This window comes from Streptomyces sp. NPDC111628, assembly GCF_055635195.1.
This window is the reverse complement of the sequence record NZ_JBVKBZ010000003.1, coordinates 1-24702: the sequence shown is the minus strand read 5'-3', so window position 1 is coordinate 24702 and position 24702 is coordinate 1. Positions and strand designations below refer to the sequence as shown.

At 69.1% G+C, this 24702-nt stretch carries 17 protein-coding genes; 12 read left to right on the top strand and 5 right to left on the bottom strand.

From position 1 onward, the window contains the following. Positions 1 to 2715: NACHT domain-containing protein (locus ACZ7MF_RS15100; protein WP_471477262.1), on the bottom strand; the 2715-nt coding region annotated here is incomplete at its 3' end. 222 nt (positions 2716 to 2937) lie between these two features. Here ACZ7MF_RS15100 and ACZ7MF_RS15095 point away from each other — a divergent pair. From ACZ7MF_RS15095 to ACZ7MF_RS15075, 5 genes are all read left to right on the top strand, one after another. Next, positions 2938 to 3108 carry a hypothetical protein gene (locus tag ACZ7MF_RS15095; protein WP_471477261.1) on the top strand — a complete coding sequence of 57 codons (171 nt, stop codon included), beginning with the start codon at positions 2938 to 2940 and terminating at the stop codon, positions 3106 to 3108. A gap of 642 nt (positions 3109 to 3750) precedes the next feature. Next, positions 3751 to 5286 carry a Mu transposase C-terminal domain-containing protein gene (locus tag ACZ7MF_RS15090; RefSeq protein WP_471478815.1) on the top strand — a complete coding sequence of 512 codons (1536 nt, stop codon included), beginning with the start codon at positions 3751 to 3753 and terminating at the stop codon, positions 5284 to 5286. Then, entirely contained in the window at positions 5283 to 5729 is a 447-nt protein-coding gene (locus ACZ7MF_RS15085; protein ID WP_471477260.1) for an ATP-binding protein, read from the top strand. The genes ACZ7MF_RS15090 and ACZ7MF_RS15085 overlap by 4 nt, the downstream gene beginning before the upstream one ends. A 39-nt stretch (positions 5730 to 5768) precedes the next feature. Beyond that, complete coding sequence (locus ACZ7MF_RS15080) at positions 5769 to 6095, top strand: hypothetical protein (RefSeq protein WP_471477259.1); 327 nt, start codon at positions 5769 to 5771, stop codon at positions 6093 to 6095. A 65-nt stretch (positions 6096 to 6160) separates the two neighbouring features. After that, entirely contained in the window at positions 6161 to 7297 is a 1137-nt protein-coding gene (locus ACZ7MF_RS15075; protein ID WP_471477258.1) for a hypothetical protein, read from the top strand. Positions 7298 to 7422: 125 nt separating this feature from the next. On the opposite strand, the gene ACZ7MF_RS15070 is transcribed toward ACZ7MF_RS15075, so the two are convergent. After that, entirely contained in the window at positions 7423 to 9147 is a 1725-nt protein-coding gene (locus ACZ7MF_RS15070) for a helicase associated domain-containing protein (protein ID WP_471477257.1), read from the bottom strand. 598 nt (positions 9148 to 9745) lie between these two features. Here ACZ7MF_RS15070 and ACZ7MF_RS15065 point away from each other — a divergent pair. From ACZ7MF_RS15065 to ACZ7MF_RS15035, 7 genes are all read left to right on the top strand, one after another. Next, positions 9746 to 11047, top strand: coding sequence for a ComEC/Rec2 family competence protein (locus ACZ7MF_RS15065; protein ID WP_471477256.1), 1302 nt, complete (start codon positions 9746 to 9748; stop codon positions 11045 to 11047). Further along, positions 11044 to 13581: a ThiF family adenylyltransferase gene (locus ACZ7MF_RS15060; protein ID WP_471477255.1), complete on the top strand. Its 2538-nt coding sequence runs from the start codon at positions 11044 to 11046 to the stop codon at positions 13579 to 13581. The genes ACZ7MF_RS15065 and ACZ7MF_RS15060 overlap by 4 nt, the downstream gene beginning before the upstream one ends. Beyond that, the gene (locus ACZ7MF_RS15055; protein ID WP_471477254.1) at positions 13578 to 14678 is read left to right on the top strand and encodes a patatin-like phospholipase family protein; all 1101 of its coding nucleotides are present in this window, start codon (positions 13578 to 13580) and stop codon (positions 14676 to 14678) included. Before ACZ7MF_RS15060 ends, ACZ7MF_RS15055 begins: the two co-directional genes overlap by 4 nt. A gap of 413 nt (positions 14679 to 15091) precedes the next feature. Further along, positions 15092 to 15727, top strand: a complete 636-nt coding sequence (locus tag ACZ7MF_RS15050; protein WP_471477253.1) for a DUF6308 family protein — start codon at positions 15092 to 15094, stop codon at positions 15725 to 15727. A gap of 187 nt (positions 15728 to 15914) precedes the next feature. Next, positions 15915 to 17090, top strand: a complete 1176-nt coding sequence (locus ACZ7MF_RS15045; protein WP_471477252.1) for a tyrosine-type recombinase/integrase — start codon at positions 15915 to 15917, stop codon at positions 17088 to 17090. Further along, the gene (locus ACZ7MF_RS15040; protein WP_471477251.1) at positions 17072 to 19681 is read left to right on the top strand and encodes a tyrosine-type recombinase/integrase; all 2610 of its coding nucleotides are present in this window, start codon (positions 17072 to 17074) and stop codon (positions 19679 to 19681) included. The genes ACZ7MF_RS15045 and ACZ7MF_RS15040 overlap by 19 nt, the downstream gene beginning before the upstream one ends. After that, a complete protein-coding gene (locus ACZ7MF_RS15035; protein ID WP_471478813.1) occupies positions 19617 to 20255 on the top strand; it encodes a DUF6262 family protein in 639 nt (212 codons plus the stop codon). Before ACZ7MF_RS15040 ends, ACZ7MF_RS15035 begins: the two co-directional genes overlap by 65 nt. Before the next feature lie 47 nt (positions 20256 to 20302). Here ACZ7MF_RS15035 and ACZ7MF_RS15030 read toward each other — a convergent pair whose 3' ends face one another. Genes ACZ7MF_RS15030 through ACZ7MF_RS15020 form a run of 3 tightly spaced genes read right to left on the bottom strand, consistent with a single transcriptional unit; the run spans position 20303 to position 23740 of the window. After that, entirely contained in the window at positions 20303 to 22975 is a 2673-nt protein-coding gene (locus ACZ7MF_RS15030; protein ID WP_471477250.1) for a helicase associated domain-containing protein, read from the bottom strand. Next, positions 22972 to 23400 (bottom strand): hypothetical protein, encoded by a 429-nt coding sequence (locus tag ACZ7MF_RS15025; RefSeq protein WP_471477249.1) that lies wholly within the window; start codon positions 23398 to 23400, stop codon positions 22972 to 22974. Before ACZ7MF_RS15025 ends, ACZ7MF_RS15030 begins: the two co-directional genes overlap by 4 nt. A gap of 55 nt (positions 23401 to 23455) precedes the next feature. Further along, on the bottom strand, positions 23456 to 23740 hold the full coding sequence (locus ACZ7MF_RS15020; protein ID WP_471477248.1) for an ankyrin repeat domain-containing protein: 285 nt from the start codon (positions 23738 to 23740) through the stop codon (positions 23456 to 23458). Between the last annotated feature and the right edge of the window lie 962 nt (positions 23741 to 24702).

Sequence of the window (24702 nt, the reverse complement as noted above, 5' to 3'; positions counted from 1 at the left end):
AACGGCTGCAATGCAGACGAACACTCTGTCCGTGTTGGAGGTGCGGGCGATTTTGAGGGTGGTGGTGTAGGCGTCTTCCCAATCAGACCATCGCTTCCCCAACACTCGCACGCCGGCATCGCTGGATGCGGACTCGGCATCGCGGGCGGTGCCGAGGACGGTCTCGTAGGTCTCCTCCCGGTCAGACCACCATTCCCCCAGCGCATGCAAGGCAGCATCCCGAGTATTGACGCCGACCGTGGAATCACAAGCCATGCTGAGGATAGTGGCGTAAGTCTCCTCATGGTCGGCCCATCGCTCCCCCAGCAGCCTCAAGGCAGCAGAGGGTGCCCAATTTCTCCAAGGCATTCGAGCAAGTTGGCTGGCTTCCTGGGGTGTGCGGCACAGTGAGGCTGCCAGGAGAGCTGCTGTCATCCCACTGTCAGAAGGTGTCTGTGCCCGGTACCAGCGCTGGTACCGGTCGCGGCCGGTCCATGACCACGGGAAGGACATCAACGCCGGTACTGCGCCGTTCAACTGCGCCCAGGGGTAGCTCGAAAGGTGGGCAGTGAGAGCGTCAATTACGGCGTTGCTCTGGATGGCGAGCGAACGTTCGGGGTGGTCGCCGACCTCGGAGGGAGCGCGGGCGATGCGGTGGGCCTCCGCGAGCACGCGGATGGCGAGTTCTAGGAATTTTGGGTTGCTGTCTGCGTGCCGGTGGGCGACGTTGTTGCTGCTGCGATGGCGGTGCATGTGGAGCAGGTGGGCTATGAAGGTGGCGTGTTCCGCTTCGGCCTGCCGGCTGATCTGGCCGATGAAGAGCAGGATGACTTCGTGCCAGACCGGGTTAAGGGAACGACCGGCGAGCATGTCAATGAGCTGTTCGGGAGTCCATTCGCGGCCGGTGTAGCGCCGACTGATTTCGCGGGCGGCGAGGTATTCGAGGAAGGTGCGGTGGACGAAGCCATACATGTCGGCGCCGTAGGGGTGTAGCAGAAATGCGCGCTCGTGCAGCCGGTCGACCATGGCGTTGGCCACGATGCGTCCGACGCGGGTGGGGTAGTTCATGTCGGTGACGACGTAGTCGGCGATCATGCTTGTGAGGTCGCTGCGGGAGATGAGAGGGCTGCCCCGGTCGTTTCCGGCGCTTTCCTGGAGGCGCCGTGCGAGGCGTTCGAGGAGTTCTTGCAGCAGGCCCGTGTCGAGTTCGTCGAGGGCGGCGGCGACGTCTGGGTGGTCCTGACGGGGGAAAGGGAGATGCTTGGCGTCTCGGTCCCAGCGGCCGGTCAGGACGTCGACGGCGTGTCCGTAGACCTCGCGACGGTCTCGGGGGATGGTGGCGCCCAGGCCGATGGAGGCCAGGATGGTCAGCAATAGTGGGTTGCCAGCCAGTTCCGCTACCGACCTGAATCCCCGTACCGCACTGATGAGGCGTTCGCTGAGGCGGGAGGCCTCGCTCGGAGCTTCGGGGTGGGCGGCGGTGTACCAGCGTCGGATGAAGGACTCGATCTGCCGCTTCGGTAGATCCTCCAGTTTGGCCTGGCTGAAGTCCGCGGCCTTGAACACCTCGTGAGTGAACCCGACGACGCGGGAGGTGAGGATCACCCGGGCATGTTCATGAACCTCGGCGAACGCGGTCACCTGCCGGGCGACCTCGGCCCGCCGGCGAGGATCGAAGATCTCGTCCAGGCCATCGAAGACCACAAGTACCGGCCGGTGCGTACTCCTTAGCAAGTACTCGAGGACGTCCCGCGGCAGCCCCATGCGCTCGGTGGCATTGAACTCCTCCCAGAAGTCCTCCACTGTCCGCCCCGCCCACCGGCCGCCGTCGGCGAGCTGCCGCAACTCCACGACCACCGGTACCGCGCCCGCCTCTACCAAGGCCTCAAGCTCGGTGGGCGACTCCTCCGTACCACCGGCAAGGGCCAACGCCAGATACCGCGCCAGCGTCGACTTTCCCGCCCCGGGATCGCCCAACAACGCCAGCCGCTTGCCTTGCGGTGAGGCCACCGCCTCCAGCACCGACACCGGCGGCCGCTCCACACGCGTCTTCTGCCAGGATTTGACTTGCTCCTCACGCAAGCCGGGCGGCAGTTCCTCAGCCGGTACCTCGCCGCGTTCCACCAGCTCCCGCCATAGCCGTGCCGGCAGCTCCGGCTTCGGCGGGTCCCAGGACGCCGGCGGAGCCTCGAACACCTGCCGCAGCCGGATTGCGGGCTGCTCGCCCGCGCGCTCACCGGAGCCTAGAACGTCTAGGTTTACCCGCCCACACGTCTGCGCCAGGCGCTCGAAGTAGCGGGCGACGGCGGTATCCGTCGAGGCTTCAATGCCTGACGTGGACGCGATACGTCCCCTGGCATCCACCATCTCCTGCCAAGCGCTTTCCAACAGCCGTTGCCAGTCCCCGCGGGAATCAGAAGCGAGCCACGCCTGCCGGACCCGGCCGTCGACCGAAAGCGTCCGGGTACCGCGCCATGCCTCCCAGACCGCCACCACGGCCAGGACCTGCTCGAAACTGTCCGGCCGCGGGACGCTGAATCCGTCCAGCCGCTGCGGCGCCCACCGGCTGGCCACCTTCCCCTCGAACGCCGACGTCCCCGGCAGCCCAGTCCTGCGTACCTGCCGCTCCAGCGGCGTCTGCAGCCCTCTCGCCCCGTGCTGATCACGGTAGGCGGCCTCTGCTTCAGTGCGCAGGGTGCGCAGCCGCCGGTAGAGCGTCTCGCGGTGAGCTCCCATAAGTCTTCCCCCATGCCGGTCCCGTGCCCGCCACCTCGGTCTCGGCCACCCGAAACAGGTAGATCAGGCAGCCGCGCCCACCGGCGCGGACCAGCAGATTAGTACGCAAGCCGCCTCACGCACCCGGCACTTGGAGCCAAGCCCCCCTCACTTGGCCAATCTCGAACCAACGCCGGGCCCGGCGCACCACCTTCCGTACCACGACCGAGGGGGAGACCCACCATGACTCACCGCCGCCGTAAGCCCGCCGCCACCCGCAACGCCGCACCGACTGGGATCCGCCGCCCGCGTGCACTGTGGCGAGAAGCGGGCCGTCGTGCCGTCCTCGGCCTCGCCGGCTCCACCGGAGCGGTCCTCGTCGCCGTCCTCGAATGGTGGCTGCGTACTCGCTGACCGTCGGGCTCGATGAGCCGCCTGGACCTGCTGCTATAGCACTGCACTCTTGTGCTTTCGTAAACAGGAGAGCGGGGCCTGCCACTTTCCCTGGCAAGCCCCGCGAGCTGCTCCTGCATATCACCTCTAGCTCGCTAAAAGAGAGGGAATACGCAGACTAACGCCGTCATTACTACGCTAAAGGGCCCGACGCGCACATGTCGCTGTTTCCTTTCCGTAGTTTGACAGACCTAACCGCTATCTTCTGAGTCACCCTGGCCCACCTCGTTGGGTCGGGATGACAGTAAGCCGTCAGTTCTGTGTCGCTAGTAGCTCGATTCTGATCATTCTTTGTGCGTTGGGAGTTCTCGCGTTCTTGTCCGGGGTGGTTCTCGTTTTGGTGTCCGGGTGGTGGTGGGGGTTGAGTGGGGTGGCTGGGTTTGTTCTGCTGAGGTGTTTGGGTGGTGGTCGAAGGGGCGAGATGTGGACAGTGAAGTGAGGACTGCTGGTCACTGGGTGAGAATTGCCTGGTCAGAGGGGTGAGGGCTCGAATGGGATAGGTTTCCTTCTTGATCATTCTTGGTGGGCCGCGGGTGCCCGTTGTGGTGGGGGAGCGTGTTGGTGGGGGCTGCGACGGATGCTGTGGTGTTGCGGCCGGTCGCGGTGCGCAGGTTGCTGGCGCTCGCCGAGCGGGGAGAGTTGACGGCTGGTCATCGGCGGATGGTCGCTGACACGCTGGAGGTGTCGGAGCGGACGGTGCGCCGGTGGCTCGCCATGGCGCGGGACGAGGGCCGCGTGGAACGGGCTGAGCGCCGCCGGTTCACTGTTACGCCGCAGCTGGCTCGTCGGCTGGCGTTCCACCGGGGGAACACGGTTGCGCTGCATCGGGAGTTGACGGCCGAGGCGGCCGCGGCTGGTGGTGGGGTGGTGCCGTCTTTGGCGACGTTGTACCGGGCCCTTGCCCGGGACCTGTCTCCAGGGTTGCGGGCGGGGATGCGCGGTGGGGAGGCCGCCCGCCGGGATCATGACGTCTTTTTTGAGCGTCCTGCGGTGCACCGTAATGAGATGTGGGAGACGGACCACGTCCAGGTGAAGGTCGAGGTGGACGTCGACGGGGAGCCACGCCGGCCGTGGGTGACATGGTTCGTCGACTGTGCGACGCGGGTGATCTGCGGGTTCGCGGTCACCGCGCAGGTCCCTTCCCGGGAGTCGGTCCTGGTCGCGCTGCGGGACGCGGTCTCGCGCCAGGGAGAGCACGGCCCGTTCGGCGGTCTGCCGGGGGCGGTGCGGGTCGATCGGGGCAAGGACTTCCTGTCGCGCACGGTGGCCGAGGCGCTGGGGGCCTTCGCGGTGCCGGTGGTGGACCTGCCTGGCTACAGCCCGCATCTGAAGGGCACGGTGGAAGCGCTGAACAAGGCGGCGAAGCAGATGTTCTTCGCCGAACTGCCTGGTTACACCGCCGCTCCGCGCCTGAAAGGCGGCAGGAAGCCGGCCGCCGGGCAGTTGTTGCTGCCGCTGGAGGCGTTCATCGAACTGCTGGGGCAGTGGGTGACGTGGTGGAACACCGAGCACCGGCCACGTTCGCTTGCCGGCCGTACCCCGCAGGCGGCGTGGGAGGAGGATCTGACCCCGGTCGAGGACGCGGAGCCGGGCGCGTTGCACATGTTCATCCTTGAGGACGACGGCCGGGTGCGGACCCTTACAAGTAAGGGGGTGCGCTGGCGGAACCGGCACTACGTCGAATCCTGTATGACCGGGCAGGCAGGGCGGAAGGTGCGGCTGCGCTACATGCCGCACCACGAGCACGAGATCGAGGTCTACGACGCCACCACCGGGCGGCACTTGGGGTCGGCGTACCTGTCGAACAGGGCGAGTGCGGAGCAGATCCGTGAGATGAAGCGGGCCCGGGCCAGGGAGGCCGACCGGCTCAAGCGGCTGCTGCCGGCGGCGGAGAAGGACCGCGCCACCCGCTACGCCGCCGCTACGCGCGGCATACCTGCCGAGGTGCTCGGCATGGTCACCGAACTGGAGGCCGAGGCGCATCTGCGCGCGGTTGCCGCCGCGGACCTGACCGAGGTGGCGCTGCCCGGCTATCTGCCGCTGCCCGCCCTACTGCCCGCGTCCTGGACCTCGCCGAAGAGCGAGGCCGCTCTTGCTCCTGCCGATGACGACGACGAAAGCACCCCTGCGCCGCGATGAACGCCATACCCGCCGCCCGACCCTCATCGGCCCGCCCGCGACGGGGTCCGCTGCCGCCGCCGCGCGCCGACCACTACCTGTCGTTGCCCGACGCGCATGTGATGGGTACGGCGGCGATGAAGGAGACGCTGGCCAATCTCGGGGAGGTGATTGCCGCCCGAGGGATGATGTGCGTCTACGGGGCGGCCGGACTGGGCAAGACGATGTCGGTCAACGCCTCGCTGCGGGAGCTGGCCCCGGGCACGACGCGCCGGATCGAGTTCCGCGGCCGGCCCACCGTGCTGGGCATCCGCCACAACCTGTTCAACGTGCTCGGCCTGCCCGGGAAGCCGCCGCGGCAGCCGACCGCGTTCGACACCCTGCTGAAAGACGTGCTGGCCGATCAGTTCCGGGTCCTGGTCTGCGACGAGGCGCAGTGGCTGCGGGAGGAGTCCTTCGAGTAGTTCCGTCACCTGTTCGACGACCTGTACACCGACATCGCGGTGGTCTTCGTCGGCGGCGGTAACACCTACGAGGTCCTGGCCGGCAAGGACATGCTGGCCTCCCGGGTGCACATCTGGCAGGAGTTTCGGCCGCTGACCCGCGAAGAGGTCCTGACCACCATCCCCGCCTACCACCCGGTGTGGCACGGTGTGGATCCCGATGACCTGCTGTACTGCGACGACGTGGCCGCCCACGGCGTCTTCCGCACCTGGGCCAAGATCACCTACCACCTAGGGCGGGCCCTGGAGGCCACCCCCAATCTTGAGGTCAACCAGGACCTGCTGCGCTGGGTCTTCAGCAAACTCGGCCGCCGCACCCGGCCGTGAGCACTCCCGGACCCACCCGCATCTGCCCGCCGCGCCCTGGCGCCGACTGAAGACGCCCACGACCCGTGAATGACATATCCCCTGACGTCACCGTCCTGCTCGACCCCAGTGACGACGCCGCTGTCACCCGCGCGGCGCTCGCTGGACACGACCCGGCGGCCGGCCGCGTCACCGTCCACCCCACCCCGGGCACCACCAGCGACCGTTACTTCGCCCACGACCTCCTGGCGGCGCTGGGCAAACCCGCGCACCTTCCGGGCTTCCCGGACTCGCGCGCCCCGGTGTGGGAGGCCGCTACCGCCTGGCTGGCGGCGATCTACGCAAGACGCCTGACGGTCTTGCGTGCTCACCTGCTCACCCGTACCCGCCTGCAACGCCTGCTCGACCTGCGGGCGTTCACCGGAGCGCACCTTGTCCTGGTGTGTCACCGCTCCCGCCCGACCGCTGCCCTGCGCGACGCTCTCACCGACGTGCCCCACACGCTCGTCCATGCCTCGGCCGCCGGCGACCTCCTCGCCGGGGCGGCCGTGCCCGGCCCGGGCCGGCCTGCCGCGCCGCCGCGGGCTGCCGGCCGCTGGATCACCGTGCCGGCGCTCGAGCGGCTGGCGGACTGGGACGGGGAGGATCACTGCATCGGATGCTCCCCGCCGCCGATCAGGTGGCGGTACCGGACCCGGCCGAGACCGCGCTCTTCTCAGACCGCCGCGGAGATCACCCGCCGTATCCACGGCGCCACCGCGCACCCCCGCCTGGCCGCCGCGCTGACCACCGCCGTCTTCACCGGCGCTGCCGGACAGCAACTGGGCACCGCGCGCCTGGCGGACTGGCGCGAGGACGCCTCCACCCTGGCCTTGCACGACCCTCTTGGGCAGATCGACGGCTGCGCCACTCACCCCGTTCCCGCCTGGGCGACCGTCTTCCTGCGCGCCGCAGCCCGCTTCACACGCCTCACCCCCGCACCCGGCGCACCCCTGCTCATTCGTCCCGAGGAGCACCCAGGCCTGCTTCGGCTCGCCGAACAGGCCCGGCTGCGCCCACCTCAGCCCAGCACCGACATCGAGCGCGGCACCGCTCCTCGTGGGATCGAGTGGTTCTACCGCGAGCTGACAGAGTCAGGCATGGACGCCGAGGCGTCCCAGCACGCCCGGCGTCCGCGACTGCGTGCACGGCGTGTCAACAAGCCCTCGGCCGGCGCACCATGACCAGGCCGCGCGGAACCCGCGTGAACTGCTCGCCCGGGGCCGAGGTAGCGGGCGTCGCGGAGGGCGGCGTGGATGCAGGCCGCGTGCACGGGGCGCAATCTGCTGGGGTGGGCAGCCGACCGGTTTCAGTTCCAGCGCATGCCGAGAGCGTTGAGCGCGTCGATGCGCTGCGGGTGCAGTCTCGCTCGGCGGGAGCGCTGGTTGGAGATCCATATCCCGAGCTTGATCTCGGCGCCGTCGGTGATCTCTATGTGCTGGCGGGGGACGTTCAGGTGTCCTTCGCGCTGGGCGTAGGCGGTTGCGGCGGCGAGGTTCCGCGCGAACTTGTGGTCCTGGGTGAGGCACGGCACGCTCTGGATGCCGCCACCGCTGGGCGTCACCCCCAGATCGGCCAGCAGCCGGCGCTGTTCCTCGTGGAGGGTGTCCCATTGGCTGAGCTGGTGGGCCAGCCAGGCGCCGACGTCTTCCCCGGCGATCATGTGACCCGGCTCGATTTCCGGCGTCTTCACCGTTCCTCCCGCGGTGAGGTACCGCTTGAGGAGGGTGTAGCGACGCTGCCACACCAGCGGCCACGCGGGGCACCAGCACGGGTCAATGTCGGCCAGCGCCGCCTTGCGCGTGTCGGACAACGCGCCCTGGCTGCCGACGGCAAGGCGTGCCTCCCGGCGCCGGTTGGCCAGCCACGTCCCGACCGGATAGCCGTCCATGACGGCGTCGTGCCCGGCCGCGAGGTGGCCGTGGACGGCGTGGTAGGCACGAGCCATCGACAGCCCAGAGCTGAACACGTGGTCGGGGTGGCTCCACACCATGCCCAGGCGTTCCAGCGCGTCGATGCGCACGGCGGGCAGGCGGCCGGTCTTGTTGGCTTTGCGCTGCTCGACGATCCACCGCCCCAGCGGAAATGCGCCGTCCTTACAGTGGTAAGGGACGTTCAGGTGGCCGTGGGCCGCATGGAAGCGGCGGGCGGCTGTCCAGCCGCGCAGCCATCCGCGGCGCTCGATGTTGATCACCCGCAGCCTGACGAACTCCGCGATGTCGGCGGGATGGCGGGCGGTGGCGAACAACAGCGGCACCTTGACCGGTGGGGCCGCGCCCGTGTCGCCCCCGCCGTGCCAGGCGGCGAGCCGGTCGATCACGTCAGTGTCGTGGGCAGCGAGCGCGGCCAGGACCTTGACCAGCGGCAGATACGAGCCAGATGACAGCCAGTCCTCGCTGCACTCGTCGGGGGACAGAAAGACCGGCACCACCAGGGAGGCGACCTTGTCACCGCGCGGGCCCTGCCGCAGCGCGCGTCCGACCGTCTGGACGGTGTCGACGATCGACTCCCTGGGGTCGGCGAAGACCACCGCGTTCACCTCGGGGATGTCCACCCCCTCGGCCAGCACCCGGGCACTGGAGAGCACACAGCGCTCCACCACCACCCCGTCCGCGGCCCAGCCGCGGGCGAACTGGGCCAGTGCCTCGCGCCGGTGGGCCATGCCATGGCCGCCGTGCAGCCAGCCGGACCACACCCGCCGGGGATAGACCACCGGATCCGCAGCCCACAGCCGACGGGAGATGCCCGGCGAAGCCTGGGCGAGAGCACGGGCGTCCGCTACACGGTGGTGGAACGTCATCACACGGTCGAGTTGGTGGGTGGCCGCAGTCTTGAATACGGCCGTGGTCAACGCTTCCAGCTGTGCCGCGGCCACTTCCGCCTCCGAGCGCTCCTTGCCGGGTATCCCGCCCGACAGGGCTTGGTCGCAGATCTCCAGCACGATGATCTGGTAGCGGGCCAGCAGCCCGCGGGCGATGGCCTCGGCCAGCGACAGTCGGTAGACCACTGGGCCGAAGACCTGCTCGTCATCCATCGAGGCTACAAGCGTCGGCTCGCTCTCTGTCTCGTCGTGCCCGTCACCCGCGGCCGCCCAGGGATCGGCAACCCGCGGCGTCGCGGTGAGATACAGCCGACGGCCCGCCGGTAGCACTGCATCGTCATGGACCGCGGCCCACGGCTTGCCCCACGGGCCCGATGTGCGGTGCGCCTCGTCCGTTTTACCGACTGAAGTTGTGTTGGGAAGGCCGCTGAGCTGGCGTTTCAGGTGTCGTGCATGTTCGCGATGTCGAGGTGGTTCGGGGAGGTCGTCATGGCGACGGCGGACACCCAGCACCAGGGGACCAGCGCAAGACGGTGACCGTCGCCGTGGACGACGAGCCGGTGGGGGAAGTGTCGAAGCGTACGACGCCGATACCGACGTGACGGTGCACCCCCTGGTTCGGACTGTCGGGCGGTATGGGTACTCGTTCGTCGGCGCAAGGGGGGCGCCGTGCGCGATGGGGAGGCGTTCGTGTCGGTCTCCGTCGGCTCGATGGCGGCGGCGTTGTCAGTGGCGCGTGGTAGATCTGTTCATCGGGTGAACTTGTCCTGTTTTCCCGCTGGTTGATCAAGATCGAGTGAAGAGGTGCGACATGGTCGAGACGGAACTTCCCGGTCAGGGGGTGGTGTTCTGGCCGGTGGGCACGGGGGACTCCACTACGATCGTGCTGGGCGACAACCTGGTCATGCAGGTGGACCTGCGGGACATGAAGGCCGCCGACGAGGACGACGCGGTGGTCGCCGCCGTCATCGACCGCCTGGAGGAGACCCTCCCGCGACCCGACGGCGAGACGCCCTACCTGGCGGTCTTCGCCCTGACCCACGCGGACAAGGACCACTGCTGCGGCTTCGGTGACCTTCTGGAGAGCTCCATCCTGATCGGGGAGATATGGGCGACGCCCCGGCTGTGGCGCGAACTGTCCGAGGACAAGCCGATGTGCGAGGACGCACAGCGCTTCCAGGAAGAGGTCGAGCGACGCGTGGACGCCACCCTCAAGGCCGTCAAGGACGGCAAGGAGCCGGCCAGCGGAGACCGGGTGCGCATCATCGGCTACGACGAGGACCGCGAACTGCACTCCTACGCCGAACTGCCCGACGAGTACTTCACCTTCCCCGGCGACGTGATCACCAAGATCGACGGCCAGGACGTCGAGGACCGCTTCGAGGCGTTCGTCCACGCACCGTTTAAGGACCACTGCGCCGGCGACCGCAACGACACGTCCTTGGCCCTGCAGGTACAGCTGAAAGCCAGTGACGGCACAGTCGGCCGACTGCTGTTCCTGGGCGACCTCGCCTACCCCATCATCAAGATGATCTTCGAGAACAGTGAGGCCGCGGGCAACGCGGACCGGGTGGAGTGGGACGTGCTGCTCTCCCCGCACCACTGCTCGAAGAAGGCCATGTACGCCGAGGGCGAGGACGGCGAGGAGGAACTCAAGCAGGACCTTCTCGACCTGTTCCAGGCGCATGTCAGTCCGGACGCCCGGGTGATCGCCAGCTCGCGGCCCTTCCGCGACAAGGACGACACGGGCAACGACCCGCCCCACCTGCTGGCCCGCGAAGCGTACGAGTCGATCACCGATTACGAGGTGCTGTGCACGGGGGAGTACCCCTCCAAGGAGGAGCCCCGTCCGGTGGTCTTTGCCCTGGAGCCGAGCCTGGGCCTGGAACTCGTCGACGTCACCGATCTGGAGAACAAAGCCCAGGTGCTGAAGGCCGCCAGCGGTGGTCGGCGGCTACTGGCCGCGATGGGTACGACCCGTTTCCCTGCCGCTTCCTTCACTGGCGCGTCCGTGCCGCACCCGCGGGGTACGGACGCCGCGCGCGCCGGTGTGCAGCGGGCCAGGGGCGACAAGGCCGAGCCCACGGTACAGATCGGATTCGGTGCCGCGTGAAGGACAGCACCACCCTGGAACTCACCGAGGGCCAGCAGCTCGCCCTCGACCAGTTGCACCGGGTCGTCCAGGCATCTCGAGGGTCGGTGGCGGCCACTCACGTGGCCGCCACCGCCGACGGGTACGTCGAGGCCCGCGTCAGCGTCAGCTGCGCCAACCTGCCACCCACCCAGGACGGCCTGCGGCTGCGCAGCGTCGAGGCGGTCGCCCTGCGGATCCCCCCGGACTTTCCCTTCAGGGCTCCCAGCGTGCGGACCCGGCACACCCGGTTCGCCGGCGCCCCGCACGTCAACTGGGGCCGTCACCTGTGTCTGTACCGCTCGACGGCGACCGAGTGGGATCCGGCCGACGGCATGTACGGGTTCGTCAACCGCCTCCTGGACTGGTTCGAGGCGGCCGCCGCGGGAGAACTGGACCGGCCCGGCGAACCCCTGCACCCCCCGAACGCCCTGACCGACCACACCGCGGGACTCCTCGTGATTCGCCACGACGCGCCCGTCGCACGACCGGACGGGCCGTGGCTGGGCGCCGCCGTACTGCACCAGGTCAACGACATCAGATGCGACGTCGTGGGCTGGCTCGCCGTCGAGGACCCCTGGCCCGACAGCCTGGAACAGTTGCGGGAGAGCGCCGCGCTGCCAGCCGACGCCCGCGCCTTCCTCGCCCCCGTCGTCGTCACCACGAAGCACCTGACGTTCGAATACCCGCTCACCGCGCGCGAGCTGGTGGAGTCCCTGGCCCGTGACCACATCACGCCGCGCCTGCTGCTGGGGCTGACGGGATTCGTCGCAGGCCACAACCGCACCCTGCTGTGCCCCGACGCCACCGTGTCGACCGGGGACGACGAGGACACCCCAGCCGCGCCGGTGCACCTGCTGCTGGGCACCCCCTCGCGGGGTATCGCCGGCGACGGACCGCGCCGGACGCACCTGGTGGCCTGGCACCTGCCCGACTTCGCCGATCAGGTCGGGCGCCTGGCCGCCGACACTGCCTTCAGCGGGCATGCGTACCTGTCCGAACTCGGCGACGAGGTCATCCGGTTCGGCACCGACTGGCTCGACCGACAGAAGACCCGATGGATGCGCGTCTACGAAGCCCGGCCCGAGGTCACGGTCCGACGCGATCACGCTACCCCCGCGGCCTGGCTGCGCGGCAAACGCATCCTCGTCCTGGGCGCGGGCGCCCTGGGAGCACCCGTCGCCGACATGTGCGCCCGCGCCGGAGCCGCGCACCTCACCGTCGCCGACCATGGACTCGTCCACCCCGGAATCCTGGCCCGCCAGCCCTATACGGACGCCGACATCGGCTTTTCCAAGGCGAGGGTCCTGGCCGACCGCCTCAACCGGATCGACCCCCACGCCACCCGTGTCGAAGCCCTCGTCGGCAACGTCACCACCCGGCTGTCCGCCCTCGACCTGCACACCTTCGACCTGATCTGGGACTGCACTGCCAACCGCATCGTCCGCGCTCACCTCGAACGTGCCCGCCGCACCGACACTGCCGCCTGGCCCCACCTGGCCACACTGATGATTGGCCACCACGCCACCCGCGGCATCGCCGCCATCTCACCCCGCCGTGCCACAGGCGGTGGCACGGACGTCCTGCGGCGTACCGCGCTGGCCGTGCACGCCGATGCCGCGCAGGCATTCGACGACCTGATCGACGATTTCTTCCCCACCACACCCCCGACCGAGATCTTCCAGCCCGAACCTGGCTGCTCGGACGCCACCTTCACCGGATCGGCCGCCGACGTCACTGCACTGGCCGGACAACTGGCGACCGGCGTCCTCCACGCCCTGGCCGAACCCGCCGACCGGCACACCATGGCCGTCCTCATCGTCCGCATGCCTACCGGACCCACCAGCACCCAGCCGTGCGGGCCGCGCTGGCTGACCTGGCCCAACGACACCCTCGCGACGGACGAGGCCACTGGTTACGACGTGCGCATCACCTCCGCCGCATTGGCCGAGATGCGAGCGGAAGCCCGCCGCGGCGCCCGAGTGCGGGGCCCGCGCGTGGAAACCGGCGGTACCCTGCTCGGCGCCGTCGACGACGCCACCGGTGTGATCTTCATCGATGAGGCCACCGGCCCGCCCCCCGACTCCCTGCTGACCGAGGCCTACTTCCAGCACGGCCTGGATGGCGTCAGCGGCCACCTCACCGCCCGCCGGAAGGCTACCGGCAACATCAGCCGCTTCCTGGGCATGTGGCACACCCACCCGCACACCGCTGCCCAGCCCAGCGCCACCGATCGCGCCGCCATGACCAGCCTCACCCTCCCGCTGGACGATGCCCCCGCTCGCGCCCTCGTCCTCATCGCCGGAGGACCACCCGACGTCTGGCATCAGTGGCTCGCCACCGGGGACAACCCCGACCTCTACGCCCACCTCGCAGCCCGCACCGCCTCGGTCACGGCCGAGCCGCCCCCGCCGCAACCACCCGCTCACCTCGGCTCCGTGCAGTGGTGGCCCGGCGGCTACTCCACCCGCCCCCACAGTCCCGTCCCCGTCCCACGCAAGGGCTCCCGATCATGACCCGCACCATCGGCCTCGCCCTGTCCGGCGGCGGCTCCCGCGCCGCCGCCTTCCACCTCGGCTGCCTGCGTGCCCTGCACGACCGTGATCTCCTCGACTACATCCGCGTCGTCTCCGGCATCTCCGGCGGCTCCCTCCTCGCCGCCCTGTGGGCCTACGGCCCGGAAGAGTTCACCGACTTTGACGCCCACACCACCGACCTACTGCGCTCCGGCCTGCAACTGGACATCGCACGCCAGGCATTCAAGCCCTCTGCGGCCACCCGCAACCTCACCGCGGCTGCCCGCGCAGGCACCCGCCGGCTGTTCACCCGCACCACCCAGGTCACCGTCGCCCGCCCCGCGAACCGCACGGACGCCCTGGCCGCCGTCCTCGCCCACAAGGCGTTCGGCACCACCACCCTGGCCGACGTCACCCACCCCGGTCTCGACGTCGTTCTGACCGCCACCGACCTGGCCACCACCAACGCGGTTCGCTTCGGCAGCACCCGCAGCGGCTGCTCCCGCTACGGCACCATCACCGAGCCCGTCCACGTCGCCACCGCCGTGGCCGCCTCCGCCGCCTACCCCGCGCTCCTGCCGGCCCTGGAAAGAACCTTCACCTTCCAGCACCGCGACGGACACCACCAGCAGCACACCGTGCTGCTCACCGACGGCGGCGTCTACGACAACCTCGGCCTGTCCGTCCTCGAACCGGGACGCTCACCGCACTACACCCAGCACGTCTACGACGTACCCTTCATTATTTCCTGCGATGCTGGCCTGGGGGAACTCGCGCTGAAGGCGCCGCACTTCATGCTCGGGCGCCTCAGCCGCTCCTTCGCCACCGTCCACCGCAAGGCCCAGGACTCCGCCCGCGCCCGCCTGCACGAGTGGGCCGCGAGCGGACGCATCGATGGTTTCGCCCTTGCCTATCTCGGAATGAAGGACGACCGCCTGCCTGCGCCGCCAGCCGATCTCGTTCCGCGCAGCGCGGTCGCCTCCTACCCGACCAACTTCGCCGCCATGGCCCGAAGCAACTTCGAGGCCATCACCACCCGCGGCGAACAGCTCATGCGCACCGTCCTGCCGATGTATCTGCGGTCTGCGCACCGCTGAGGCAGCAGCGAAGCAGTATGGGATGCCCTTCTCGTGCAGATTGCGGTCGGTTGTCGGCCACGGCACCCCCATAGCCTGAGCTGCGCACGCCCCGGCCGCACCCCCGCTCTTCGCCGGTCGTGTCCCGCCGAGGATTCATACCTTGGGCATGCGGCGCTGCCGGAGAGAGCCCGAACGGGCAGCAAGCCGGTTGTGCCGCTCCGCGGGCAGGAGCTGTCGTCCGCGGCGGTGCCCGCCGCGGCAGGACGGTTGTGGCGCAGGACAGCTGCTTCGGTGTGGACACGCCCACCTGGCTGCCCTGCTACAGACCTCCTTGTTTGCTCGCGATTTCCATGAAGGATGGAGTTTTCATGGCCTCTCCTACCGCAGTGTCCGGTGCATCTAATGGGGCGTTGTCCCCGTTGGGGCAGCGTTTGCGCGTACTGCTGGGCACAGAGCGTGTTGTGGGTGATCTGCGGCGTTACTTCGGTATCGGTCTGCCGCCGGGCGGAATGCCGTTTACCGGCAGTCGGTTCGAGCATCTGGCGGGTGGGGGAGACCGCCCGGAGATCGCCGACAGGGTCACGGCGGAGGACCTGGTCGCGGTGGAGACCTTGTCGGTGACCGTTCCGGCTTCTGTCGCGCTGGACCTCTTGGAAGGCCCACTTGGCGCGCAGTTGTCCGGTCTGCTGCAGGCCATTCCCTGGGACATCGACATGGGCGACGCTGAAGCGGACGTCTTGGCCGAGGGCTCGCCGGCGAACCAGGCCTGGCACCTCCTCTGCGCCCAGTACGGAGTTGACTGGGTGATCGCTGGGAAGCTCCTGGCTCGTAAGCGTCCGCGGCTGTTGCCGGTCTACGACCGTGTGGTGCGCTGCGCTCTGGGCCGCCCGCGCCCCTCGTTCTGGCTTGCGCTGCACGCCGCGCTGCGCGCGGACGACCGCGGCCTGCATCGCCAGTTGCTCGCGCTGCGCCAGGTAGCGGGGCTGCCGGAGACGGTGAGTGCGTTGCGGGTGTGCGATGTGGCGGTATGGATGAACCACCGGGCTCTGGGCCATGCCTGCCCTTAAGGATTCCCTGCCGTCAGCGTGACCCGAGGGGGTGTTCTGGCGTGTGAGGGTGACGGACTTTACCAACCGTCGCCGGGGTGTGTGGGACGTTCGCGTGGAGTGGTCCGTGGGGGTGGGGAGGGGTGTGGACTCGGGGCCGGGGTGCCGCCGACGGGGCGGCCCTGGGTTCGGAGGGGGCGGTGCGCGGGTGGGTGGTCGGCTTGTGGTGGGCCAGTTGCGGGTGCAGGAGATCGTCCGTGCCGACGGCCGGGTCTGCTACACGGTCGTGGACGCGGACTGCACGCTGGTGGAGGAGGCGGACGGGTTCCTGCGTCCCTGCCGGGCGGGTACGGACCGTACGTACGCGTATGTGCTGGTGGATCATCTGCGGTGGCTGCGGTTCGCGGGCCTGGACACAGAGTCGGTGTCGCTTGAGGACCTCCGGCACTACATGGCGGCTCTCGGGGCGGATTACCCGGGGCCGTTCGGTCTGCCGTGGCGGGAAGGCAAGCGCCCGTACGGACACAGCGCGTTGAAGACCGCGGCGGCCTGCCTGAAGGGCTTCTACCTCCACCTGAGCACCCGCAGCGTGAACCCGGCACTGGCGGAGGCACTGCGTGTGACGCGCCTGCCGACGCGGGCGGACCGACGGCGGGCGATGCTCGGACACGTCCTGCACAGCATGCCCGCGAACCCTCTGGCTCCCGCGGAGCGGGTGCGCCGGCATCCGAAGATGCTGCCCGAGGGCGCCCGGGATCTGTTGCTGGGGGCGGTCTCGTGCGCGCGGGACCGGATGGTGGTCACGTGGCTGGCCGACGGCGGGTTCCGGATCGGCGAGCTGTGCGGGCTGCGCCTGGTCGACCTGCACCTGCGCGAGCAAGCTGCGTGCGGTCAATGCCGGGGGCCGCACGTGCACATCTGCCACCGCGAGGACAACACCAACCGGGCCCGGGTCAAGACCAAGACACCCTGGACCTGGCAGAACAACGCCGTGTGCGGGGGTACGGTGCGCCGGGCGAGCCCGGCGATGATCCACACCTACTTCGAGTACATCACCACCCAGTACCCCGCCCAGACCGCCCACGGAATGCTCCTGGTCAGCCTGCACGGCCCCTCCCGAGGCCAGCCGTGGACCACCGCTGCGGCCCGGGGCATGCTGCGCCGGGCCGCAGCCCGCGGTCAGATCGGCCGGGTGGTACCGCACGCCTTCCGGCACAGCTTCGCCACCGCAGTGCTGGACGCCGCACGGGGCAATGCGGTGATCGCTCGTGAGGCCGGCGGCTGGGCCTCGGCCGCGACCGTCGAGCAGGTCTATGGCCACGTGGACGTCCACGACCCGGTCTTCACCGCGGCGCTGGAGCAGGTGTGGGGGACACGGTCGTGATTCCGCTGACGCTGCTGCCCGGCCGCACCGACACCACCCGTATCGGCCGTGACCGGCTCGAACTACTCACGGCCCTCATCGAGGCCCCCGCATTCGACCCGCTCTTCCGCGACACGCTGATCTTTATCCCGCCTCACCACCCGGTCTACGCCTGGCAGTGCGGCGTCGACGGCTGTGAACGCATCCGCCGCGTCAGCCACAACCTGTGCGGTTCCCACTGTCAGGAGTGGGAACAGGCAGAGCGGGCCGGCCAGTCCAAGCGCGCTTTCATGCGCGCCGCAACGCCTCTTCCGGCCGCGCGGGGAGTGGACTACGGGCGCTGCCGGATCTGCCCGGACCGCCCGGCCCTCAGCCCCACGACCCAGCTGTGCCATCAACACCAGAACCGCTGGCAGTATGGCTCGGCGGCGCCTGTCGACCGGAACCACCTCGGACGATGGGCTCTGGACCAGCACGCGTTACCCGGCTTCGGCCTCTGCAAGGCCCGCTGCCCGTTCTTGGCCTGCAGCTCGGTGGGATTGTGCATCCAGCACCAGACCCGCTACCAAACCGAGCAGCGTCCGGGAGGAGCCCGGTCGGAACGCATCCACGGCCGCATCGCAGACGGACGCCCGCTCCCCGTGACCTACGACGACGAGTCCGCCTTCCACGCATGGTGTGCCACCACGGAACCTGTGTCACAGCCGGGACTGGTCAACCTCCACCCGCTGCCTCCTCTGCTGCGGGCCGAGATCCAGTGGGGCCTGCACACCCATGCCCAGGCCGCACAGCACTCCGAGTGGACCACCAATGGCATCAGGAATCTCGTCAGACATTGCCGGCGAGGCGGCATCACGTCCCTGATGGACCTGCACGACGATGGCTACAAAGACCTCACGCGCAAGCAGATGGACTCCGAGGTTCGCAAGATCACCTGGGAAATCGTCAACGGCCTGCGCTGCGTCTACTACAGCCCCGCGGACACCAAGGACGCCGGCTTCCTGGAGACCGATCACTTCGGACGGCGCTTCAAGAACGCCCAGAGCCACTTCGACATCACTGCCGTTCCCCAGCGGTGGCTGCGCGACCTGCTCTGGGACCACCTCGCCGAGTGGCTGCGTTCCCCGCAGTGCCCCCGCACCCGGGGCCCCTTCGACCAGATGCGCCGCGCCGCCGTCGAACTGGGCGTCTTCCTCCAAGCCGACGCCCCCGACGCCGGCCACGACCCCACCGTGCTACACCGTGAGCACGCCGAGCGGTTCGTCGCCGACCAACGCCACCGCGCCCGCCACGGCCTGCCATCCCTGGGCATGGTCCTGGTCGACGGACGATCGCCCACTGTCACGGACCTGAGTTGTCAGTTCGTCTTCAACGGGGCGCGCAAGCTGCTCTACAGCGCCATCACCGCCGGCCACGCCGAACGCCTCGGTATCGACACCGGCTTCCTGACCGCCATCCCCTTCGGCGGCACTGGCCTCAAGCAGCGCTCCCGCAACCCCTTCAGCGACGACGTCGCCCGCGCGCTGATGGACGAGACCAATCTGCGCCGCCTGGAGGAACTTGACCTCAACGACCGGGGCCTGCGGGACATCTGGGAGACCATCGTCGCCACCGGGCGCCGTTGCAGCGAGGTCGTCGGGCTGCGGCTGGACTGCATCGGCCGCTACCGCGGTCTGGCCATGCTGTGGCACGACCAGACCAAGGTCGGCAACTACAACGAGGGCATCCGCATCCCTGAGCCCATCTACCAGCGCCTCGACGCCCGCCGCGCCAAGACACTCCAGCTCTTCGAAAAGCGCTACGGCCGCACCCCAGCAGCCGCTGAACGCCCCGGCCTGGCCCTGTTCCCCTCTCGCATCCGCAACCCCAACGGCCGACAGCCGATCTCCTACGGACACTTCAACCAGCGCTTCAAGACCTGGATCGTCGGCCTCGACCTCGGCGGCGCCTACGTCGCCCACCAGGCCCGCCACACCCTGGCCACCAACCTGCTGCGCGCCGGCGCCACACTCACTCACATCCGCCGCTACCTCGGACAGCTCTCCGAACGCATGGCCGAGCACTACGTGAAGATCGCCAACAGCGACCTCGAAGACGTCCTGAACACCATCTGGGTAGCCGGGCCCGGCGCCCCCAACCCAGGCAAACTCCTCTCCGGCGACACCACCCCCATCAACCGCGAGACAGCCCTCGCCCTGGCCCTGGACCTCTCCCGCCGCAGCACCCCCGCCGACGGCGGATTCTGCACCTACCAACCCGTCGTCGACGGCGGATCCTGCCCCTGGGAACTCGACTGCGAGAACTGCGACAACTTCGTCCTCTCCGGCGCCGACCTCCTCTACTGGCGACGCAAAGCCGAACAGTGGCGATCCATCGCCGAGAACGCCCCCGACGATGCCACCGCCGACTACCTCCACACCGTCTTCGAACCCACCGCCAAGGCCATCAAAGGACTTGAGCAGGCCCTGGCCGCCCTCGGCATCCTCGACGAAGCCCTCACCCTCGACCTGCGGCGCCCCCAGGACTACTTCCACCGCACGTGGAGCACTGCTTTCCGCGCCCGCGATCTCGCAGCACTGCAGGCCCCCGACGACGCCACAGGACAGACATGAGCACTTCCCGCACCGACGCGGCCGTCCAAGCCCGCCGCCAAGCCACCCAAGAGATGCTTCACGCCTCCAGACCGCCCTGGCGGCCACGGCACGCGACCATACGCCTGTCACCGTCGCAGCCCTCGCCCGTACCGCCCGTGTCTCACGCACCTTTCTCTACCAAAACCAGCAGGCCAGAGCCCTGATCGAACAGGTCACCCGCACAAGCAGACCCCAATCCGGCACCTCCAGCAGCCGCAGCCGCACACACCCCGCCTGGAGGGAGCGCGCCCTCAACGCCGAAGACGCACTCACCCAGACCCAGCGCGAAATCCGCACCCAGCGCACCCGCATCGCAGAACTCCTCGGCAAGATCCGCGACCTCGAACACGATCTCCCCGAAGGCTCACTTCAGCGCATCGTCACCGACAACACCACGCTGAAGCAGCACGTACGACAACTCACCCAGGACAACCAGCGCCTCCAAGAGCGTCTAGCCAGCGCCCGCCAGAACAACCGCTTCCTGGACAAACACATCGCAGATCTTGAAGCCCAACTCGCGCCGTACCTCACCACACCACCCCCGCATCCCTGACCCAACCTCGGATCGATGCCAAACGAGAGGTCCCTGGCCGAGGACCGTCAGATCCAGTCGATGCCCAGCTTCCGCAATGCGTCGAGCTGGTCCTGGGTGAGCTTGTCCCGCCTCGATTTGGTGTTCGAGACCCACACACCCAGCTTCACGGTCACTGGCTCCGCCCCGCCGTCGATCACGATCTCCTCGGCATGACCACGCGGTACGGGCCGGTGGGCGCCTTCCCGTTCGACCCACTGCGTCAGGGCTGCCAGTCCGCGTTGGAAGGCCTGCTGTGCTTTGCTTGGACCCTTCGCCGAGCGCTTAGCCGTCGGAGCGGGAGACGGAGCTTCCACAGGCTTCAAGCCCAGCTGTGTGAGCCGTTCCTGCTGCTCGCTCGACAGGAGTCTCCGGTCCCGGCGTTGTCGTTGGAGCCATCGTCCGATGTCGTCGCCGTCCATGACGACGCCGGGTGCGATGTCGGGCAGTACTCCGCCGGGTTCGTCGGCGGTGAGCTGGGCGAGGTGGCGGTAGGGGCGTTGCCAGTCCAGTGGCCAGGGGCAGTTCCAGTCGGGGTCGATCGCGGCCAACTGCTGCGCCCGCCGCGCTGCCCGCTCAGCGTCTTTCCCGAGGCCGCCCTTCCGCCGCAGATTCGCCAGGTGCTGCCCCACCGGCACTAGGCCCCCAGCTTCGCTCTCTCCCCAGACCGCGTCTTGGCGGGGTGCGAGGTGTCCGGTGGCCCGTCGGTAGGCCCGGAGTACGGCGAGCTTCCTCTCCCAGGCTTCCTCGCCCGGTTCCCAGACCATGCCGGCTTCCGGCGCGTCCAGCAGCTTCTTGCGCCGCTCCTCCAGCTCACCCGCCCGCAGCGCCTTGCGCTGCTGGTGGACCCATCGCCCAAGCGGAAAGGATTTCGTTGCACCGACTTCGGCCTCGACGTCGTAGGGAACGGCGTGCAGGCCGGTGATCTCGTGCTGCTTTCGCCAGCGCAGCAGGGCCTGGTAGCCCTCCAGCCAGACCAGCGACTCCGGCCGGTAGACGCGGGTACGCAGGAACGCCGCGATGGTCGCCGCGTCCCGGGGAGAGGAGAAATGCAGCAGGGCCGACTCGGCAGCGGCGTCAGTGTCGCCCTGCTCCTCGTCCTCACTCCCGCTCCCGCCGCTGGTCCCGACGATCCGCCCGTCCTCGTCGCGCCGGATGTGGGTCTTGCGCTTGCCGCTGGTGAGGGCGCGCGAGGCGAGCTGTTCGACCAGGCGCTCGTCGTGGCTGCGTAGGCCTTGGAGGACGGCCACGAGCGGCTTGAAGCTCGCGGAGGCGACCATGTCGGTGGGGTCCTCGCCGGGATCGAGGAAGACGGGCACGATGATCCGTGCGACCTTCGTGGAGCCGTCCCGGTTGAGTCGGAGTGCCCGGCCGATGTTCTGCACGATCTCGACCTGCGAGCCGCGGGTGTCCGCGAAGCACACGGCCTCAACGCCCCGCTCGCCGGTGATGTCGACGCCTTCGCCGAGGACGCGGCAGCTGGCGAGGAACGCCCGGTGGACGCGCCTACCCTCGGCGTCGATGCCGTTGGCGAACTGGCGGAGGGCTTCGCGTCGTTCGGTGACGAGGTGGTCGCCGCACAGCCACGCCGACCACACCCGGTCCGGCGGGACGTGGCGGCCGGCCTCCAGCTCGTAGAAGTCCGCGCCGATCGACGAGGCGGGCAGCTTCTCCGCGGCCGCCAGGTCCTCGTCGGAGGCATCGCGCGCATACAGTTCGGCTGCGGTCTTCGGGAGCTTCTCCGCGAACGCCGCGGCCTCCTCGACCCTCTGGTGGAACGTCATGACGGTACGCAGGTTGTACGCCGCGGCGTGTTCCAGCAGGGCGGTCTGCAGCAGCGCCAGGCGCCGGCCCCGCCGCGACTCCTCGGATTCACCGGCGATGGGGGAGGGGTCTCGGATTTCGAGGACGTCGATCTCGAATCCGGCGAGGATGCCCCGCTCGATGGCCTCCGACAACCCAAGTTCGGCGCCGGGAAGCCAGGCCCCGAAGGTGCCGTTCGGATCGTCGGCCATGCTCGCGAGTTCCACCTCCTGGCCCTCCTTCCCGCGCTGCGGGCGGGGTGGGGCGAGGATCCGCGGGGTGGCGGTGAGGTAGAGCCGGAAATCGGCGGGGATCCGCTGGTTGTCGTGGATCGCCGCCCACGGCCGACCAAGATCACCGGCGGTTGAGTGGGCCTCGTCCACGATGGCGAGGTCGAACGGGGCCATGCGCTGGCCATAGAGCCGTTCCCCGCCCGCCAGGGCAGCTTCCAGCGGCCCGCGAACTGTCCGCTGGCCCGTTGGGTCCTCCGGGTCCTCGCGGTCCACCAGGGAGGCGTACGTGGCGAACACGACCACCGGCCCGGACCCGGCCCACAGCGCCAGCTGGATCGCATTGGTAGTGGTGCGCACCCCCAGCGAGCTCAGCACCGGGTCGTTCTCCAGCGAGCACACCGCAACCATCGGCGCCCGATGACAGACCGCCCGCCACGCCTGGGCGGTCTGTGCGAGCAGGTCCAGGGTCGGCACGGTCACCAGGATCCGTCCGCCCGGGAAGCACTCCAGCGCGCTCGCGGCAGCCGTGATCGTCTTACCGGATCCCGTGGCGGACACCAGCGTGCCCCGGGCCCCCTGCGCGGGAACAGACGATCTTGCAAAAAATCTGACCCATTCCCGAATGGCCGTTTTCTGGGTCACCTGATGTTCCCGGAGACTGATCACAGATTTCGACCTTTCCCTTTTCCGGGCGACATCAAGTTCTTCCACCACGTGCCCGTGCCCGAAGTGACCGCGCTTTCGTCGAGGGCTGGAGCGGGGCAGGGGTACCTGTCGATCCCGCCGCGTGCGGGCAGCTCGTCCTCGAAGTCGCAGGCGGCTACAGCTTTGAAGCCACCGTGCCACAGCGCTTCGAGCACGGCCGCGACGGCCTGCACCACCTCGTCCGGCGTTCCCGCGTGGGCCTCGCACTCCAGCGCGGTCGGCCACTGAAGGAAGTCGAAGGGATGGGCGCGCCGACCGGTGGCGTAGTCGTTGTGCTCGCCTTCCACGCGCACCGGCCCGACGGTCAGCTCCGCACCGTCGTCCTCAACGAGGCCGAGGGCGTCTCGAAGCCGGCCCACGATCCGCGGGGCGGACACGGCGTCCACGTAGATCGAGGCGTCGCTGTAAGGGGAGTCCGGGCCGAGGGGCGACGGCCCGCGATCATTCGGCACGCGTGCTCCCCGGGGATTTGGCCGGGGTGAGGGAGAGGAAGTGCTGGAGCAGCCGCTGGGCCGGTTCGTGGTCGTAGCTCTCGACCATCTGCAGCGGAGTTTTCCCGTTGGCAGCCGGCAGGTACAGGTCGGCACCGTAGGCCAGCACGATTGCAGTGCTGGCCGTGTGCAGGGGATGCTCCGACTGCAGGTGGCCGTCCCCTTCCGAGTCGATCGCGTGCGTCAGCAACGTGAGTCCGAAGCACACCTCGTCCGGGTTCGCCCCAGCGTCCACGGCTCCACCTCAGGCCAGGAGCTAGGCCCTAGCGCATCGGAACCCATAGCGCCCTTCCCCTCTCCACCGGCCTTGCTGGGCCGTGGCTGTCAGATAGCAGACGGGCCACAGACCTAACGCGCCGAGGCCGATACGCCCTCAATCCCCGCTACAGGGTGTCCCCACTTTACGCCAATGCTACATGCTGCATCACATCGAGATGCAGCTTCCGAGACCACTCGACCGGGCCCCTCCACAAAATCCCCTGTGACTCCGATGGGCGTCACGCATCGGGGTACACGGTGCCGCATGGCACCGAAGCCCGAACGCATCCAGTTCCTGCGGGTCGTGCGGCAACTGCGCCGTATCCCTCCTTCTACGCTGCAGCCATCCTGCTATGGACGGGGACCACTGCCTGGACGGGCTGGCAGGCACCCGGGAGTCGGCAGATGTGGGTGTCCGTCCTCCTCCTGGCCGTCTTCACCGTACTACTCGTCACCGCGAGCCTCGCCCTGCGGCGTCTCGCCGTTCCCGCCGCGAGCCGGCCCGCGCACCGCGCTGCCCCGCCCAAGCTGCCAAGCACCCGCCGTCACGCTCACGCCTGAGAGCCCGTCACTCTGCTCACGAGTCAGCCAGACCCCAGCCGCGCCCGCTTTGGACGGGGTTATGGGGCCTGTTGACAGCCCGTGACCGGACCACACAAGCTCCCCGTCCCTGTAGGTGCCCGGCCCGCGCAGCGGGTCCGGCCTTTGTGGCGCGCAGCGCCACCAGGTGACTGGAGCGCAGCGGAGGCCACCCGGGACCGAAGGTCCCGCAGCTCCGGGAGCACAGCGAACGGAGCGTCACCCGCCTTGCGCAGCAAGGCGGGTGAGCGGGGCGCGCAGCGCCCCGCCAGCGCTCACGCGGAGCGTGAGCGCAACACCCGCGCGCAGCGCGGGTGTTCGCTTGCCCATCGCGCAGCGATGGGGTACCCGCTCCGCGGG

Coding starts and splice junctions, on each gene's coding strand:
- ACZ7MF_RS15095 (WP_471477261.1), top strand. CDS start 2,938: ATGACTCACCGCCGCCGTAAGCCCGCCGCCACCCGCAACGCCGCACCG.
- ACZ7MF_RS15085 (WP_471477260.1), top strand. CDS start 5,283: ATGAACGCCATACCCGCCGCCCGACCCTCATCGGCCCGCCCGCGACGG.
- ACZ7MF_RS15070 (WP_471477257.1), bottom strand. CDS start 9,147: ATGGATGACGAGCAGGTCTTCGGCCCAGTGGTCTACCGACTGTCGCTG.
- ACZ7MF_RS15065 (WP_471477256.1), top strand. CDS start 9,746: ATGGTCGAGACGGAACTTCCCGGTCAGGGGGTGGTGTTCTGGCCGGTG.
- ACZ7MF_RS15055 (WP_471477254.1), top strand. CDS start 13,578: ATGACCCGCACCATCGGCCTCGCCCTGTCCGGCGGCGGCTCCCGCGCC.